General features: G+C 34.5%; 14 protein-coding genes. 11 read left to right on the top strand and 3 right to left on the bottom strand.

Annotation, left to right across the window (positions count from 1 at the left end; all coding sequences use genetic code 11):
• The first annotated feature begins 156 nt into the window (after positions 1–156).
• The 5 genes from isdC (at position 157) to MHI34_RS00305 (ending at position 7,106) form a co-directional block, all read left to right on the top strand.
• Positions 157–849, top strand: coding sequence for a heme uptake protein IsdC (gene isdC / locus MHI34_RS00325; RefSeq protein WP_080717150.1), 693 nt, complete (start codon positions 157–159; stop codon positions 847–849).
• A gap of 72 nt (positions 850–921) precedes the next feature.
• The gene (gene isdE, locus MHI34_RS00320) at positions 922–1,845 is read left to right on the top strand and encodes a heme ABC transporter substrate-binding protein IsdE (protein WP_089932145.1); all 924 of its coding nucleotides are present in this window, start codon (positions 922–924) and stop codon (positions 1,843–1,845) included.
• 21 nt (positions 1,846–1,866) lie between these two features.
• Complete coding sequence (locus MHI34_RS00315) at positions 1,867–2,835, top strand: iron ABC transporter permease (RefSeq protein ID WP_036127110.1); 969 nt, start codon at positions 1,867–1,869, stop codon at positions 2,833–2,835.
• A 15-nt stretch (positions 2,836–2,850) separates the two neighbouring features.
• Positions 2,851–3,621: an ABC transporter ATP-binding protein gene (locus MHI34_RS00310; protein WP_058843346.1), complete on the top strand. Its 771-nt coding sequence runs from the start codon at positions 2,851–2,853 to the stop codon at positions 3,619–3,621.
• Between the two features lie 380 nt (positions 3,622–4,001).
• A complete protein-coding gene (locus tag MHI34_RS00305; RefSeq protein ID WP_342504021.1) occupies positions 4,002–7,106 on the top strand; it encodes an NEAT domain-containing protein in 3,105 nt (1,034 codons plus the stop codon).
• Between the two features lie 582 nt (positions 7,107–7,688).
• Here the strand turns inward: MHI34_RS00305 and MHI34_RS00300 are convergent.
• A complete protein-coding gene (locus MHI34_RS00300) occupies positions 7,689–8,015 on the bottom strand; it encodes an antibiotic biosynthesis monooxygenase (RefSeq protein WP_036127104.1) in 327 nt (108 codons plus the stop codon).
• Between the two features lie 221 nt (positions 8,016–8,236).
• Between MHI34_RS00300 and MHI34_RS00295 the strand changes: the two genes are divergently transcribed.
• The 5 genes from MHI34_RS00295 to MHI34_RS00275 all read left to right on the top strand — a co-directional run bounded on the left by MHI34_RS00295 (position 8,237) and on the right by MHI34_RS00275 (position 15,531).
• Positions 8,237–9,208, top strand: coding sequence for an ABC transporter substrate-binding protein (locus MHI34_RS00295; protein ID WP_342504020.1), 972 nt, complete (start codon positions 8,237–8,239; stop codon positions 9,206–9,208).
• Between the two features lie 21 nt (positions 9,209–9,229).
• On the top strand, positions 9,230–10,258 hold the full coding sequence (locus MHI34_RS00290; RefSeq protein ID WP_036127100.1) for an iron ABC transporter permease: 1,029 nt from the start codon (positions 9,230–9,232) through the stop codon (positions 10,256–10,258).
• Between the two features lie 4 nt (positions 10,259–10,262).
• A complete protein-coding gene (locus MHI34_RS00285) occupies positions 10,263–11,033 on the top strand; it encodes an ABC transporter ATP-binding protein (protein WP_271913550.1) in 771 nt (256 codons plus the stop codon).
• 118 nt (positions 11,034–11,151) lie between these two features.
• Complete coding sequence (locus MHI34_RS00280) at positions 11,152–12,060, top strand: ferrochelatase (RefSeq protein WP_342504019.1); 909 nt, start codon at positions 11,152–11,154, stop codon at positions 12,058–12,060.
• Positions 12,061–13,044: 984 nt separating this feature from the next.
• Positions 13,045–15,531, top strand: a complete 2,487-nt coding sequence (locus tag MHI34_RS00275) for an S-layer homology domain-containing protein (RefSeq protein ID WP_342504018.1) — start codon at positions 13,045–13,047, stop codon at positions 15,529–15,531.
• Between the two features lie 75 nt (positions 15,532–15,606).
• Here the strand turns inward: MHI34_RS00275 and MHI34_RS00270 are convergent, their stop codons facing one another.
• Positions 15,607–16,734: an acyltransferase gene (locus MHI34_RS00270; RefSeq protein ID WP_271912686.1), complete on the bottom strand. Its 1,128-nt coding sequence runs from the start codon at positions 16,732–16,734 to the stop codon at positions 15,607–15,609.
• 309 nt (positions 16,735–17,043) lie between these two features.
• On the bottom strand, positions 17,044–18,036 hold the full coding sequence (locus MHI34_RS00265) for an acryloyl-CoA reductase (protein ID WP_340810186.1): 993 nt from the start codon (positions 18,034–18,036) through the stop codon (positions 17,044–17,046).
• Between the two features lie 332 nt (positions 18,037–18,368).
• Here MHI34_RS00265 and MHI34_RS00260 point away from each other — a divergent pair, with 332 nt between their 5' ends.
• On the top strand, positions 18,369–18,956 hold the full coding sequence (locus MHI34_RS00260) for a TetR/AcrR family transcriptional regulator (protein ID WP_036127086.1): 588 nt from the start codon (positions 18,369–18,371) through the stop codon (positions 18,954–18,956).
• Positions 18,957–19,121: the final 165 nt, after the last annotated feature.

The raw sequence follows: 19,121 nt of genomic DNA, 5'->3' as shown, positions 1-19,121 counted from the left end.
AAATTGTTTAGGAAAAATAATCTATTTTGTATTAGTATTGACAAATTAATGTATACATAATATCATTCAATTAGTGATAATGATTATCATTATCATAATTAATATGTCGAACACGCAGAATAATAAAAAGGGATATTTTCTAATATCCCTTTTTATATGCATAGTGTTGATAATGATTATCAATTGAAAGGGGGTTTTACTATCAAAAGGTTAATTTCAGTAATGTTAGTCGCATTTTTAACAATTTTCGTTACACCTAATTTAAATGCTTCTGCTGCGCTTGCAGATGGGAAATATACAATCAATTACCAAGTGAATAAACCAGATTCTTCATCTGCTTCGATGGCAAATGATTACTTTTTGAAGCCTGCAACAATTATTGTTCAGAATGGTACTTCGGTTGTACAAATGAAGATGAAAAAAAGTGCGTGGATAACGAAATTTGAATCAAGTACAGGCGGTAATAAAGTCGTCAGCGAAAATAAGGCAGAGGATACACGTATCGTCCAATTTGCATTACCTGCTTATACATCGAAAACTGCTGTTACGATGAAGGTGGACATTGATGACTTAAATTATCATCATGAATATACAGTAGATTTTGTATGGGATGCGGCATCATTGAAAAACGAAGATGGTAGTGCAGTAGCAGCTACAACAGTACAAAATAACTCTAACACGACTAAAAAAACAGATAATACTGGTAAAACAGATATTTCGTCAGTTAAAGAAAAAGAAGTAAATCCACAAACAAGTGATGCTTTTCCAATAGGTATACTTTTATTGTTCTGTGTCAGTGGATTTATCCTATTTAATTTTAAAAAACGCATGAAGGAAGAAATCCATTGAAATATTTCGGAAGCACCCTCATCTACTTCACTCAGGTAGGAGTAGGGTGCTTTTTAAAAGGAGTGAATGGACATGATAAAAGAAACAAAAGTAAATAGTAGAAAGTTACATATGGTGGTGCTATGTATTATTTTTGTCGTTCTTTCAGCATGTACTAATTCAATTAAGGAAAATGAAAATAAGGTAAAAGAAAAAAAGGATGAAAATAAGACAACTGTTCAAGATGAAAATCGAATTATTCCAACGACAGTTGCAGTTGCTCATATTTTAGATGCACTAAATTTAGATGCCGTCGCTATTCCTACGACGGTATATGATTTACCTAAACGATATGAGGGTTTACCCGAGGTTGGTAGTCCGATGTCACCTGATATGGAAATTGTAAAATCCTTGAATCCAACAGAGGTTTTCTCAGTGACTACGTTGGAGGCAGATTTGAAAAAGACATTTGATGAAGTTGGTATTAATGCTTCATATGTGAATTTACAGAGTATTGATAGTATGAAAGCTGCTATTTTAGAAATTGGAGAAAAATATAAACGGACAGAAGAGGCCACGAAGCTAGTGACGGAGCTAGAAGGAAAGATTACAGCCATTTCGATGAAGGCAGAATTAAATGAATCACCAAAGGTGCTGATTTTATTAGGCATTCCAGGTAGCTATTTGGTGGCAACAGAAAATTCATATATTGGAGACTTAGTGAGATTGGCTGGAGGTCAAAATGTGATGAGCGGGCAAGAACCGGAATATTTACCGTCTAATACGGAATTTTTACAACAAAGCAATCCAGATATTATTATTCGTCTGGCACATGGTCTGCCTGAACAAGTTGTGGAAATGTTTAATGAGGAATTTACTACGAATGATATTTGGAAGCATTTTGACGCAGTAAAAAATGGACGTGTTTATGATTTAGATGAACCGTTATTTGGCACAACAGCAACGCTTGCAGTACCTCAAGCGCTAGAAGAATTAATTAACATTATGTATCCATAATGAGAAATGTAGAGGACTGAGATGAATAAAAAAATAAGTAGTTTTTTAGTTGTAAGTCTATTACTTTTAGTCGTTATTATATATTCAGCCATTACTGGCTCTATTAAAATGGATACGATGGAGTTTATTAGGGCTCTTTTTGGGGAAGAAAACTCAAATTACACAGTCATTAAAGATTTACGATTTCCACGGATTATTGTTGCTTTATTTGCAGGAGCATCATTATCCATTTCCGGCGTATTATTGCAGGCAGTTATGCGTAATCCATTAGCCGATGCAGGTGTAATTGGCATCTCAGCAGGAGCATCATTTGTACAATTATTAATCATTACATTATTTCCAATGATGTTTTTCTTTACGCCATTATTAGCTTTTTTTGGAGGAGCCTTTGCTTGCTTTTTAGTATTTATGTTGTCCTGGAAATCAGGATTAAATCCTTTGAAAATAATTTTAGTGGGTATTGCGATTAATGCGATGTTTACGGGTCTAACAGAAGCCTTTGTTACGCTATGTAGCTATATGAATGTGATGGTTGGCGGTGTAGGTGGCTCTAATTTATCGATGCGAACTTGGAGTGATGTACGTTTAATTTCATTTTACGGTTTGATTGGTTTACTAGCTGCTCTTCTAATAGCCTCTTGGTGCAATTTATTGGCTTTACAAGATAAAACGGCCAAGAGTCTAGGCTTTAATGTAACACGTGCACGACTATTTATTGCAGCGATAGCGGTATTACTAGCGGCTATTTCAACTGCTACAGCTGGTGTTATTGCATTTGTCGGTTTATTAGTACCGCATATTTCAAGAAGGTTAGTAGGATCAGATCATAAATGGTTAATACCATTCTCGGCATTAGCTGGTGCCCTGCTAATTTTAACTGCCGATACATTAGGTAGAATATTAGTTGCGCCACTGGAAATACCAGCATCCACAATCATGGCGATAATCGGTGGACCATTTTTAATCTTCTTAATTCGAAAAGATAAATAAAGAGAGGTGAGTGTATTGAATGTTTCTCAAATTAAACTATCTTATGATCAGAAGCAAAATCATTTAGATGGGGTTACGACAACTATTGAAAAGGGAAAAATCACGACGATTATTGGCCCGAATGGTTGTGGAAAAACAACATTATTAAGTGTTATTTCACGTAATAATATGCCGCAACAAGGATCAGTAACGTTAGAACAGAAGGATATAATGACATACAAGGCCAAGGAATTTGCGAAAAAACTAGCCATTGTTTATCAGCAAAATTCAGTGCCGCAAGATATCACGATTGAAAAACTAGTTGCTTATGGACGGGTACCCCATCAACAATTAATGAAAAGAAATGTTGAAGAAGATGAGGCGGCAGTCAATTGGGCACTGTCAGCAACAAATTTAACACAGAAACGTACATGTAAATTGGATGCATTATCGGGTGGTGAACGTCAACGTGTTTGGATTGCCATGGCACTTGCTCAAAAATCATCCATTCTTTGTTTAGATGAGCCAACAACATATTTAGATATTTTTTATCAAATAGAATTAATGGAGTTAGTGAAGAAATTGAACAAAGAACATGCTCTAACAATTGTGATGGTGTTGCATGATATTAATCAAGCAATAAAATATAGCGATCATATTATTTTGATGAAAGACGGTAAAATATTATGCGAAGGTGCACCTATAGAAACCGTAACAGCAGAACGGATGAAAGAAGTGTATGGTGTAGAAGTGATTATTCAAACGCATGAAAGTGTTGGTACATATATGATTCCATTAAGCATTTAGGAAAATTATATGAGACAGATTAGCAGCTTCTTAGAGTTAATGAAGGTAAATTTTTAATCCTTTTAAATTTACAGTAAATATTTCAATGACAGTATGTTATTTAGCATTATTTACACAAAATAAAATAACAAAACATATTTTAACTTTCTTGACAATAATAGTTTGTGAGTTATAATTGGTGAGAATGAGAATCATAATCAATTAAAAAGGTAGATTTACTCACTAACATCCATGTAATTAATAGATGTTTTTCTTTTAATTTTAATTGAGAATGGGAATCATTTGGGTTTGTGGTAGTACTAGTTAAATTGTTTATACAAAAGGAGGTAATAACGCTTAGGATAGGTTGAAATAATTAAAAAACTCAGGAGGTTAGAGTATTGAAGAAATTTTTACAATATGTAGCAATGATAGTGTTGATGTTAGGTGCAGTATTACCGAGCTTGGGAATGGAAGTAAAGGCGGAAGAGAATACCGGATCTAGCTGCGTAGCTGACTATTCGGCAAATATCAAAATGCTCAACGAACAGCAAACAGCAGATTCAATGATGAATAGCTATGTTCAAAAGGAAGCTACTGTTCAACAAAAAGATGGTCAATTTACAGTAGACATTACTGTGCCACAAGCATATACAGCGTGGTACCAGGATTTTAAAGTAGAATCTGGCGGAGAATTAAAAAAAGCTATTGAAAAAACAACAGACACTAATGGTAACGATATTTACACATTCGTAGTCGATCAATATGAGCAAACAATAAAGGCATGGGTTGATGTTTATATTCCAATGCTATCGTATGATCATGACTATATAGTGTATTTAAAAATTGCTGATGTTACGGAAGTTAATCGTGTATGTGATGAAGCAACAGAACAACCAGAAGATAACAAAGATGAAATTATTACAAAAAACGTTCCTTTTACATTTTTAACAAATAATAAAACATATGATACGTATTTTAAAAGTTATATTAATTATGCTGATTTAGCGACAATTGGTGAAGAAAAATATGCCTATATTAAACTAACAGGTCACACATATGCATTTACGACACTAAAAGTAGGCAGTGAAAACGGAGAAGACGTAAAAATCGTAAGCTCTGAAGGAGAAGGCAATTCATTAGTACGTGTTATAAAGGTAAAATTAGATGCTGATTTAAAGGCTACAGTGATTATGTCAGGTGACAAGTATCCAGCAACACCGTTTACGTTTGATTTTGCACCGGTAAAAGAACAAATTGTATATTTACCTGAGCATTTCAACTCGAACAATCAAGTAATTGAGTTTGGACTGACACCTGTTAGCTCTGGTGCACCTGCTCATACAATAATCGCATCCCTTTTAGGACAAGCATATGCTACAAAAACAGCAGACAATAAAATTGCTGTAACAATTAATTTAGTTGTAAATGGTACAACGAAGGGCTTTTCTGTAAAACAAGGAAATAAAATGATTGCAGAATGGACAGCAGGGGACACGAAAAATGTCATTAAATTTACAGTAGATTCATTAGAAAATTTAGCATTCACGTCAACAACTGAGCGAAATGGGAATGCATCCACAATGAGTACGACAGTTGAAAAAGTACTATTAACGGGTGAGATTGCTAAGCAAGAGGAGAATAGTTCGGAAGGAAATACCAACGGCAGTGAATCAGGTTCTGGGGAGAACAATAATAATTCAAATACCGGTGGCAATAACAATTCTAACACTGAAAACAATGAACAATCAACTAATGGGCTGTATACAGTGAACTTTACGTTCTTAAATGAATCAGGTACGGGTAGCTCTATTATGAACACATATGTTGATAATCAAGCATATGTAGTGAAAAATGGCTCTTCTTATCAAGTTCAATTAACACTAAAAAATAGTTCATGGATTACTGGATTTACAGTGAATGGTGCAACACCTAGTACAATTAGCGATACAAATGATGTACGAGTAGTGCAATTTACAGTATCGAATTTAGCTACTCTTCAAAATGCGTGGGTAAAAGTCGATATTGCGGATCTTAACTATCATCATGACTATAATATTCTATTAAAATTTGAAGAAGCGTCACTTTCAAAGATTAATGATAGTACAACATTCCCAAGTACAGGTGGTTCAACTAATAGTGGTTCAACAAATGGTAGTTCAACTAATAGCGGAACAAATACAAGTACTACAGGGAACTTTAGTCAAGAGGGAGTAGTTAAATTTGAATTTGCAAACAATACAAAAGAGATAGCTGTCTTCCTACAAAAAGCAAAAACAGTATTTGAAAATAACAAATATAAAGTTATGCTTTCATTAAATATTGAAAATAACTTACAAAATTTTATTGTCAAACAAAACGGTAAAGAAATTGCAAAATGGTCGAATAAAGTAGCTTCATTAGTACCGATTGCAACTGCAAAAACAACAACACTTTCATTTGAAATTGCTACACTAGATAATCTTGTTTTTGAAGCAATAACGGCGGATAAGACGATTTCCACAAATGTATCAGCAACGACAACAAAGACAAATGAAAAGAATACTCGTCAGTCCATTACGTATAAAATGGTGGCTGATCCAAACGGTAATATGGCTGATTTTATTACAAACTATTTAGCACCATACTTCACGAAAGCTGAATTAGTAACACTTGACGGTAAACGTTATATTGAAATGACACTAATTGGTAAAGCTTATGGTTTTGAAACACTTGCTTATATTGATGAAAATGGTAAGCAACAAAAAATCGAAGTGATAAGTTCTACAGGCGAAAAAATGGATCAAGTACGTGTTGTACGTTTACCATTAATTCAAGATCGCAATGGCGTAACGAAAATATTTGTAGATTCAGGTAGTTTAGGTTATGGGGCGTACACATTATTCTTTACGTTTGATGTGCCAGCTTTAGAGGAAGAAACAACAAACTCTAATAATACAGAGAAAACGGATAATATTAAAAATCCTTTTACAGATATCGATAATGTATTCAGCAAAGATGAAATTTTAGCTTTATACGCTGCTGGAATTTCAACAGGTACAACAGCTACAACATTTAGTCCAAATAAAAATATAACTCGTGCACAATTTGCAGTAATGGTCGCTCGAGCTTTAAATATTCAATCTGCTAAAGCAACCGCGTTTAAAGATGTTAAAGGTCAGTGGTTTGAAAATGAAGTACAAGCACTTGCAGAGGTAGGTATTGTAACAGGTGTAAATGCCACAACATTTAACCCAACAGCAAATATTACACGTCAGCAAGCAGCGGCAATGATTTTACGCATGCTTGAATATAAAGGCTATAAAGTAACGGTTGATAAAAATGCCTTATCCTACAAAGATGCTAATCAAGTAGTTGACTACTCAAAGCAAGCCGTATCGGAATTACAGGCACTAGACATTATGACAGGGTCTAATGGCTATTTAAATCCAGAAAGTAATTTAACACGTGCTCAAATGGCGAAGGTTTTAAAACGATCACTAGAATTAGTCAATTTAATTGATTAATAATTAAAGCAAGATACTATTACTATCCCATAAACTCCTCTAACAGTTGGATGAGGTGACTATATCATGTGCTTCTATGAGGTTTTCAGCTTGAGCTATTGCCGAAGGGGGTCGCCTCATCCAATAAAAAAATGCAATTCAAGTAGAAATTGAATTGCATTTTTTAAACATTTATACATCCGATTTTTTTTGTTTGCCTAAAACAAGCGTTTACTTTTCTAGGCTAATCTTATAGTGAAGACATGCGAATGTTAAGGGAAGCGTTCTAAACATAAAATTTGGCCAATATTAACTGCAAAAGTAGAAATACGGTGATTTATTTTGAAAATAGTTCATAAAAACTGTTGTCTTAGAAGAGGGATCCACAATAAATTATTGTGGAGGTTTTATAAAATAATTTAAAAAACGTTCTTAAACGATGCGAGTTTGAAATGCCAGGCTGTAAACTCGATGAAAAACGTCTAAGAACGTATAGTTATTATTCTTGTATTTTTACTGATATGTGTAATGTTAATCTTACAGATGGAAGAGGGAGCTGGCACATCTTTATCCTTTTAAGAAATCCTTGTACAGAAATTGCTGCTACTTTACTAAAGTTGCAGCAATTTCTGAAATAACAACCCGGTTACCCATTATTGGGGAAGACTCATTGTTTTCTTTGTTACCAATCTCTTCACGACGGTGTAAATTTTTAAAGTCATCTGATTCGCGCCATGCTTTGAATTGCTCGACTGTATCCCAGAACATCATAACGTTCATTTCATCGTGATCTTCTGGTTCAGAGCAAACGTTCACTTCAACTTTATTAAACCCTTCCCAGTTCAATAAATTTTTATCAGATATAAATAATGGTGCCATTTTATGAGCAAAACCTTTTTTTACTAAAAAACGGTTAGTTACTGTAATCATCTATTATATTGACCCCTTTATGACGTTTTTAATTGATATTGATTTTCATTATCAATTAAAACATACATTAATTGGCTATGCAATAAAAAATTTTAAAAAATAACATTAAAAACGTTTGTTGACAATTATTTTTATTTCAAATAGAATCATAAACAACTATATGAGAATGATTATCAATTTCAATTTGGTTTTTTTAAAAAAAGAAAGGGTTGGTAGTTACCATGAAGAAGTTTAAATTTCTATTAGTAGGTGCGTTAGCATTAGTATTAACAGCATGTGGAGAGGAAAGTAAACCAGCAGATGTGGGTGCTTCAACAGATAAAATAGAAATGGAACAACAAGTTGAAACAGGGGGGGCGGTAACATTAATAGATGACCTTGGAAATAAGCATGAATTTGAAGCAATACCGAGTTCAGTTGCTACATTAAATCCAGGAATGATGAATATTTTGCTTGCATTAGGTGCAAACGTTACTGGTCGACCAACGATTACATCCGATATGAAGGCAGAAGTAAAAGCTATTCAAGAGATAGGTAACCCACATGAACCATCATTTGAGCAAATTGCTGCATTGAATGCGGAAATACTTATTGTGCCACTTAGCTTCCAGCAGTTCGCTAAAACGGTAGAAGCTACAGGTACGAAAATTGTGTACTCAAATATGAATTCAGTAGATGATATAAAAAAGACGATTACAAAATATGGAGCATTATTTAATAACACAGCAAAAGCGGAGAAGTTAGTTGGACAAATTGATGAGGAAATTGCAAAAGGCTCAACAAAATCAACGTTAGATGCTCTCATTGTTTACGGTGCACCAGGTACATATTTAGCCGCGCTTGATAATTCACTATACGGAGATATTTTAAATAAGGCAGGTGGTAAAAATATAGCAGCTGATTTACCAGCGACAGATAAGTTTCCAACATACGCAACATTAAGTGTTGAGAAAATTGTTGAACGTAACCCAAAAATAATTATGCTAATTACGCACGCCAATCCAGCAACAGTAAAAGATGGTTTTGAAAAACAATTGAAAGAAAATGCAGCGTGGAAAAACTTAGATGCAGTAAAGAATAAACAGATTATTATTTTACCAGCAGAATTGTTTGATAATCCTGGTACACAAGTTGTAGAAGCTATTGACTATATGCGCGGACTTTTAAAGACAGCTGAAGAAGCAGTTAAATAATTTTATTGTGGGGAAATAACGATGATAGCAGAAGCGGAAAAATATGCACACCCACTTGCTAAAAAACGAAAAATAGCGCTAATTGTGTTACCTATACTATTAATCATTGTGAGTATTGGCAGCCTTATGATAGGACAAGTTTCGTTTTCAGTAAGTGAAGTGTTTAATGGAATTTTTAGTTCAGAAGATACTATGGCACGACGAATTGTTTGGGAAATCCGAATGCCCCGTATACTAACGGGTATGATTATTGGTGTTTGCTTGGCTATTGCGGGTTCTATTTTACAAGGAGTCATGCAAAATCCATTAGCCGATCCAGGAGTTATTGGAATTACTTCTGGCGCTGGAATGATGGCTGTAGCGGTTATGGTTGTATTTCCTGGCTATATTATTTACTTACCTATAGCAGCTTTTTTAGGTGCTTTTGTAGCGGCAATGATTGTGTATTCATTATCGGTGAAAAAAGGTGGCACATCCCCAATGCGAATTATTTTAGTTGGGGTAGCCATCAATGCACTTTGTGGTGCAGGAACAAATGCACTAATGATTCTTTATAGCGATCGTGTACAATCTGTATTGCCGTGGTTGTCAGGCGGTTTAACGGGTGTTGGTTGGATGCAATTAGAGATGATTGTCTACTATGTCCTTGTAGCTATTATATTATCAATTTATGCGATTAAACATATTCGTATAATGCGTCTAGGCGATGAAATGGCAAGTCTTTTAGGACACAATGTTGAACGCAGTCGATTCTTTTTAATTGTATTAAGTACGTTACTAGCAGGAATTGCAGTAAGTGTTGCTGGTTTAATTGGTTTTGTAGGTTTGGTAGTACCACATATTTTACGATTAATTATCGGTGGAGATCATAAGTATTTAATACCTACTTCAGCATTGGCTGGTGGCTTACTTGTTGTTTTCGCAGATACAATTGCGAGAACTGTATTTGATCCTATTGAATTTCCTGTTGGCATTTTACTAGCATTTATCGGAGGGCCATATTTCCTGTATTTAATTCATAGAAAGGGGAATTCCATTGCTACGAACTGAGCATATCAATTACCAACATGAGTTCACCAACTTCCAGTTAGATGATATTTCCTTGACAATCAATGAAGGAGAAGTTGTTAGTTTAATAGGACCAAATGGCTCGGGAAAATCAACTTTATTACGTGTAATTTCACGTCTTTTAAAGCCGAATAGTGGGGCAGTATATTTAGATGAGCGGAATATTCATGAAATGAAGTCTAAAGAAGTGGCTAAAACATTAACGATGCTCCCACAAATGAATAATCATCAATTAGATTTAACGGTGCGTGAGTTAGTTGAATTTGGGCGTCATCCGCATAGTGGAGGGAAAACGTCGCTGTCAAAAGAGGATATAAAAATTGTCGATTGGGCAATTGATGTAACTGGATTGAATCACATGCAAAATCGGGTACTACCTTCGATGTCTGGAGGAGAACGCCAACGTGCTTGGATTGCAATGACTGTAGCACAGCATCCCAAAGTTTTGCTATTAGATGAACCAACAACATATCTAGATATTGCTCATCAATTAGAAGTGATGGAGCTTGTAAAAGAGTTAAATCATAAATACAATATGACCGTTATCATGGTGTTGCATGATATTAACCAAGCCGCACAAAATAGCCAACGTCTAATTGTATTAAAAAATGGGAAAATTCATTATGATGATTCACCCCATTGTGTAATATGTAAAGAAATGTTTCAATCCATTTTTGAAATTGATGCTGAAATTTATATGCAGCATGGAAATCCTGTCTTTACCCCAGTAAAATTGTGTTCAAGTTCTTGTAAATGAACGTATTTTTTCTATGGTCACAAGATGCTTCTGTTAGAAATAGTAATTTGAAATTTATGAAGCATCTGTAGCACATATAAAATTAACTTATTCCATTGAAGTAAAGGAGTTTATAAAAATGATTGGTATAATTTATTACGCTTATGGCGCACCAAAATCTTTAGACGATGTTACACCTTATTTTTCACATATTATGAATGGTAAAACGCCACCACCTCATGTGATTGAAAATATTACAGCGCAATTTAAAAAATTAGGTGGTGTTGATCCGTTAGCAGCCAATACGAGCCGTATTGCTAAAGGGCTGGAACATGCTTTACAGCAACGCTTAGCCCAGCCTGTAAAAGTATATAATGCTTACAAACATACAGAACCTTACATTCCAGATGTTGTTAACACGATGCTTGAAGATGGTATCTCAACTTTTATTACGCTACCTGTAAATCCGATTATGTCTTCAGGTGCTGCTGCGTTTCATGATGAAGTAAGTGCATTGCTAGCTTCTCATGATGTTACTATTATAAGTGGTCAAAATTGGCATTTAAATACAGAATTACTTGCTGTTTATAAAGATCGTGTTCATCGTGCCTATGAATGGATTTCCACTGAAAAACGAACGCACACTCATGTTTTATATACCGTGCATAGTCAGCCAATTAATCCTGAACGTAATGAACTGTATGTACGCCAATTCTCCGAATTAGCAGAGGCCATCTCAAAAGCTGCTCAAATTGATAACTGGCATATTACCTATCGAAGTGGTCATGGCAAAGGTGACTGGCTTGCTCCAGATGTAAAGGAAAAGATTAAAACATTACATGCAGAAGGTGCTCAAGGTTTTGTCACATGTGAACTCCTTTCACTTTCTGCGGATATTGAATCCTATTTTGAAATCGGAAGTGAATGTCAAAAAATTTGTGAAGAACTTCAAGTTGATTTTGCCCAAGCGGAATTTCCAGGTGACAGCTACGATACCATTCAAGCATTAGCTACCATTGTTGAATCATTTATTCCAGCGGCACAATAATAAAGGCTCAATTATTTACAACACCGAAGCGCTCCCACGGATGTAGTGGTTTAGCCAAGGCGACAACATACCTTAGTTTAATGGAGTTTCTTGTATTATAACGCCAAATTTTATGACTATGATGTAACTGACGAACAACTAAAAGACGCTTTAAATCCACCGTCTGAAGCAGCAAAATATTAGTGAAGATGAAGTTACTCACTGGAGCAAAATTGCTGGTCGTCAAACTGCTTTAAAGGATGAACATTGTGTAATAGTCGTTCGCCCTGTCATTATAAATAAGAAGATATAGCCATCTGATACCGATATTGAATTGGTGTCAGATGGCTTTATTGTTTTAAAATTAGAAAAGCAGCGGATACAGTTTAAGCACACTTCTATTACTGTTCCTTGCTCCGTTTTTAAATAATATTGCTAAAAAATGCGAGATAGTTAGTTGATGATAGAAAATAGCTTTTAAATATTTTTGTGAATAAAGTTTAGGGGACTGGGGCTAATATTCATTTAATCGATTTAGACAAAATAATTTTAGCAATCAACTAATTATTAACCTAGAATTTAACACTGATAGAGCTTTAATTTTGTTCAGCTATTATATTAAGAAAGTAATAAAACAAATGTAAATGAAAAAGAACTGATTACATATAATCCCTTTAAGTAGGTGAACTTTATGCCTATTCTATCTATTTTTCTATATTATAGAAATTTTCTATGAAAAGATTACCTATATAACCAATCTAGTAGTAAAATTACCTTATTTTTAGCGTTTATTTATTGGTAATCTAGTTATATTATTGTCTTGTAAAGCAAATTACAGTTTGATTGGGATATTTAATCTTGGTAAATTTAGAAGTTTGCTTTCCCTATAATTGGTTGTAATTATTATTTGCGAGAACAATTTATACATATTTTAACAATTGAATAGCGCGATAATATTGTTCTCACAGAATAATATAATTTATTAGAATTCTGGAGGAATATACTATGAAGAAACAAAACAAAGGTCGTAAATTTTTCGCAACTACTGCAACAGCAGCACTTGTAGCATCAGCAATCGTACCAGTAGCATCGGCTGCCGAATTTAATGATGCAGATAGCATTTCATCTTGGGCAAAAGAAGCTGTACAATTTTTAACTGACAAAGGCTACATCCAAGGTGATGAAAAAGGGAACTTCAACCCAGCTGGTACGCTTACTCGTGCAGAAGCTGCTGAAATTTTATCAAAAGCTTTAGATTTAAAAGCTACAGGAACAGAAGATTTTTCAGATGTTGATGAAAATGACTGGTTTTATAATGCAGTACTTGCAACTTCACCAGAATTATTTGATGGTATGGGTAATGGCAGATTTGAACCTAAAGCTCAATTAACAAGAGAACAAGCTGCGAAAGTTATCGTACAAGGCTACCAATTAACAGGTAAAGCAGACCTTAGCCAATTCGCAGATGCTTCGAAAGCTTCTAAATGGGCTGTATCTTACTTAGAAACGGCTGTTGACAACGGCGTAATCAATGGTAAAGGTTCATTATTAGCACCACAAGATAAAATCAGCCGTGAAGAATTCGCTACTATGGTAAAACGTACAATTGATGCAACTGTGAAAGAGGTAACACCAGCTGTAGCATCTGTAAAAGGGTTAAATGCAAAAGAGCTTGAAGTAAAATTCAACACAGCTGTTGATGCAAAAGATGCGGCAATCACAACGAAGTATGCTATTGAAGGCGTAGCTATCACAAGTGCAGTAGTGGCTGAAGACGGCATGTCTGTTACTTTAACGACTGATAAGGAGTTAAAATTAACTAACGGAAAAGTGACTGTAAAACCAGTCAGAACAAAAGCAGATGCTAAAGTTTTAACTGAAGAATTTAACAATTTATTAACTTTTGCAGATACAACACCTGTTAGTGTGAATACTGTAGAAGCAAAAGGTACTACAGCAGTGATCACTTTCGATGAGCTTGTACAAAATGAAGGAACAGTAAGCTTAAATGGTACTGAACTGTCAAAAGATAGCTATACTTTATCTGGTAAAAAATTAACAATTACTGGATTGACAGCTGAGCAAACTTATAAAGTAGATATTGTTGGTGCCACTGATTTCGCGAATAATATCGCGAATCCTATCGCTGTGAACTTCACAGTTGCTAAAGCAGATGTAGATAATTCAAAACCAACTGTTTCAACAGCTGTAAACGGTACAGAAATTACGTTTGATTTCTCAGAAGAATTAATGAAACAAAAATTTGTTGTAGATGCGGATGCTTCAGTTGAAGGGTATGCGAAAGTAACTGTAGGATCAACTGTTTTCTACTTAAAAGATGCTGATTTGAAAGATGTAGCTGATAAAACTGTATTCACGATTGATGCGAAAGCAGTGTTAGGTTCATCAACATTTATTAATACAAATATTAAAGTAGAAGGACAAAAAGATGTAGCTGGAAATGCTGGAGACGCATTTGAGTTCAATGCTATTCTAACTAAAGATACAACGCCTGCTACACTTGTCTCTGCTTCTACAAAAATGTTAGTAGCTGATGATGTGAAGGTAACTACAGATGTAGATGCTTTATACCTTACTTTTAGTGAGCCTGTCAAAGTAGATGGTATTTTAACAATTAAAACTCAGAACGGTATTGCTTACACTGCTGGAAAAGAAATAGCGGTAAAAGACGTTAAAGGTACTGGTTACGATGTAGATGGTAATGGCAAAATTGAGGGTGCAGAGAAAAACACAGTTAAAGTTGACATTGATTTAGATAGCAATTCAACATACACATTTGAATTATCTGCTGGAGCAGTGAAAGATTTATCTAAAAACGTGACTGCAGAGACGATTACATTTAATGTTACAACTGGAACGTTCGAAGCTACACCTGAAACGCCTACAGATTCATTAGTATTTGGAGCTACACCAGTTGTTGTAACAAATAACAATGTATTCACTGTTGAATATGCTACAGATGTGACTGCTACAGCAACAAATGCTGCTAACTACACACTTGGCGGAAAAGAGCTACCTGCTGGAACTCAACTTCAATTTGTAGATGGTACTAAAAAAGTACGATTCACTTTACCTGAAGGTTCTATTACTGCTAATGGTAATTATGTACTTGAAGCTAAAAATGTAGTTGATACAAAAGGAAATACACTTAAAAATGGGAAAGCTACAACTCAAGTAACACTGAAAGAAAATATTGTCCCTGTAGCTTCTCAAGTAACAGTAGTAGATAATAAAACATTTATCGTAGACTTCTCTGAAAGTATTGTAAATGAAGCTACACCAACAGGTTTAACAGTGAAAATTGCTGGCTCTACTGTGAAAATTACTGCTGCTGTTGTAGAAAACGGTAAACTTAAAGTGACAACTAAAGATCAATATGTTTTAACAGATAGCATTGTAGTAGAATTCAAATCAACTAACTTAGCTGATGTGAATAACAATAAAGTAAAAGACGGTTCTATTTCAAAATAATTCAACCTGTCAATTATAAGAAGCCCTGTAGAGATATCTCTACAGGGTTTTTAGTTTTATGATAATCTATGAATTTTATTTATAAGGGAACTTTTGCGGAATAGGCCCAAAAGCAATCCAATGGTATTTGAAAAATCTGCCCATTAACAGCACAATCATCCATGTAATAAATAGAGCAAAGATAAAGCCGCCAGCACTCCATAGGTGATAGAGGACACTATTGCCGCCAGTACTAATTTGTCTGTAAAGGAAAAGGAAAAATGGATGCAATAGATAGACGCCAAATGATACTACTCCTAAGTTTATGAAACCGTTGACCCATGCATGGTTCCATTTATTATAGATCCAATAAGAAAGCTGTAATAAGACGATACAGGCTGTTAAAGATTGGAGCTGAAAAACTAGTTCAAATATGGTGCTGTTCACTAAATAGGTTTGTGACGAAAAAACATAGTAATATAAATAAACATTATAGATAGTAGATAATAGCCCTACACACCATATAAAAAGGAGGGGGATAGGAAAATTTCCTTTTTTTAATTGAAGCCATCCTTTATATTTTTCAAAATAAATACCTAAAAATGCACCAGCTAAAAAATAGCAAATATAAGAGAAAGAAATACTCCCTCTATAGGGATACTGCCAAAACTCTGCATTTAATAGAATAAAGGCCCATTGAAGAACGAAGCCAATCCAAATTAGATGAGGAGATAGGGCTGGCTTTTTCTTTAAAACATATAAGAATAAAGGGAATATAAGATAGAACTGTACAATGATAAAAATATAATATAAATGAGTGTACGCTTTTCCTATTAATAGTTTTTTGAGAAATTCAACACTAAATAAAGCATGCCATGTGGATACTAAATCATGTGTCACATAAAATTGCATGGCTGTATAATAAAAAATAGAAAAAAAGAGATAAGGGATGAGAATTTGTGTCACTCTTTTTTTATAGAAACGAATGATAAGCTCTTTCGTTAGTTCTTTTTGTATATAGTTGTAAAATAAAACGAATCCGCTTAAGAAAATAAAAACAGGAACAGCGAATTTGGGAAAAATATTGAGAAATACATATAGTGGATAAAATTTTGATTCATTAGATAATGCTGTAACGGGTGTACTAGTAGAATGGATGAGGAGTACAGCAAGAATGGCTAATGCACGTGTAATATTTAATTCATTGATATGTGCTCGCTTCATATGATCATCTCCAAAAGTTGATTATAGTTTTCAGTTCCCAAAATGCTGCCTACATACTCTATGGGTATGCTTGTTAATGTTAAATTAGACAAACATTATCGTCTGAATTTGTTTAAAGTGAGCAAGTGGGTCGTTCATGAATTACTATAAATGGCCATTATGTCAGGGAGATGTCAGCCAAAAAAAAGCTACCACGCTTTATATGCGTAGTAGCCTTTGTATCATTGATGATGACTATCAATATTTTCTGGGAAATAAAAAGGGGAATGAGATAGTATATCAAACCTTTTTAAATTTAAATCGAATAGCTTATAAAGTAACAAGAATTCTTCCTCTTGCTTGGCCTCTCAGTAAAAGAGGTAAAACATTTGGAAGTTGCTGTAGTGTGACCTCTTGCTGAATGAAATTGCCAAGGTTTGCTGGTTTAAAATCTGTCGCAAGGCGCTGCCAGATGTTTAAGCGAATATCCATTGGACAATAAACAGAATCAATTCCAAGTAAATTTACCCCTCTTAAAATGAAGGGGAAGACACTTGTAGGAAGCTGTGTGCCTGCAGTTAAACCACTAATCGCAACAGCACCTCCGTATTGAATTTGACTTAATAAAGAGGCGAGTGGCTCTCCGCCAACAGAATCAACAGCAGCCGCCCATTTTTGTTTACCTAATGCTCTAATCTTCCCATCATAAACTTCTTCCCGAGTAACGATTGAAGTAGCCCCAAGATTATTTAAAAAGTCCTGTTCAGCTTTTTTTCCTGTGCTTGCTTCTACTTGATAACCAAGTGTTGAAAGAATAGAGACCGCAAAACTACCGACACCACCTGTTGCGCCAGTAACAAGAATTTTTCCTTTTTCAGGGTTAATGCCATTGTCCTCTAATTTTTTGATAGACAATGCAGCCGTAAATCCTGCAGTACCAATTACCATTGCTTCCTTGAGCGAAAGCCCTTTTGGAAGTGGCACAATCCATTTAGCAGGGATACGAGCATATTCACTAAAACCACCAAAATGGGAGACCCCTATTTCATAGCTAGTCGCAATGACCTCATCACCTTCGTTAAAGCGAGGGTCTTCAGAGGAAACAACGACTCCAGCTAAATCAATACCAGGAACAAAAGGATAGGAAGTAACGATTTTACCATCAGGAATAGAAGCAAGACTATCTTTATAATTAATGCTTGAATAATGAATCTTAATTAATACCTCACCTTGTGGTAGGTCTGCTAATGTCAATTCGTTTACTTTAACTGTAAATTCTTCCTCTTGATTGACAACTAATGCTTTAAAACTTCCTATTGTCATAGTAAACATCCCCTTATCATTTAATTCCAATAAACAGTAACAAAATTATTCTGACCGGTCAATATAAAATTGGAGTTTACCTATTCTTCCTGTATAATAGCTTTAACTTGATTCAGTATATGTTTTTGTATTGTTATGTACAGAAATCCCTCTCATTTATAATGGGAGATAGCCGTTGAATCCTCATAAAGCCGCCAGCGGATGTCACAGTTTTTTGAAATGAGCTTTCGAGCAAAATCAAAAAAATCTGGATGCATTGTTTCTTCGCGTACAAGCGAAGCGTCAGCGGCAATTACACTGAGGCGTAATTGATTAAATCACCGGAGGCATCTATGAAAAAGAAAGAGGAAGAACGTAAAAAACAAATTATGAAAGCAGCCTTTAATGCTGTTTCAAAGTTAGGTTATGATAAAGTTACACTACAAGACATAGCCGATCATGCCAATGTTTCAAAAGGGGTAGTTCACTACTACTTTACAAGTAAACAAAATATATTATTGGCATTACTGGAATCCACTACGAGCAAAATCTATAGTGTTGAAATACAAGAAATAGGCAAATATCAAACAGCTATAGAAAAGCTTCAAGCCTACTTAAACGCTGTTTTTGTGTCACCCCAAGATAATAAAAAGTTTTACAGAGTCTATTTAGATTTTTTAGCCAAGGCAAACGGCAATGAGGATTATAAAAGAATCAACTTAAAATTTTATGAGAATTGCTGGGGAATTGGTCAAGAAATTATTGAATTAGGAAAAAGGGAAGGTGTGTTTAGCCCAAACATTGATTCCTTAGCCTCTGCAAAAATGATGAGAGCAATGATTGATGGTTCGTTAATACAATGGTTAACTTGTGATTTAGAAGAACAGCATAAATTTTATAAAGAAACCTGTTTGAATAGTATTGTGAAATTATTAAAATAGGGGTAATAAAGCCTAATTACTATTGTAGTAAGGCTTTTTTTATGTAGAAAAAAAGGGGTTAATTTGAATAAATTAGAAATTATTTATCAATATATTATCTTTTTTGCTAAAATTACCGTCTTAATTTTCAAAAAAAACAATGGAAATAGAATATTTTTAATATTC

The sequence above is a fragment of the Lysinibacillus sp. FSL L8-0126 genome, assembly GCF_038630385.1.
Classification (GTDB): domain Bacteria; phylum Bacillota; class Bacilli; order Bacillales_A; family Planococcaceae; genus Lysinibacillus; species Lysinibacillus fusiformis_D.
The sequence above is the reverse complement of the archived record's forward strand: the minus strand, read 5'-3'. Positions and strand labels throughout refer to the sequence as shown.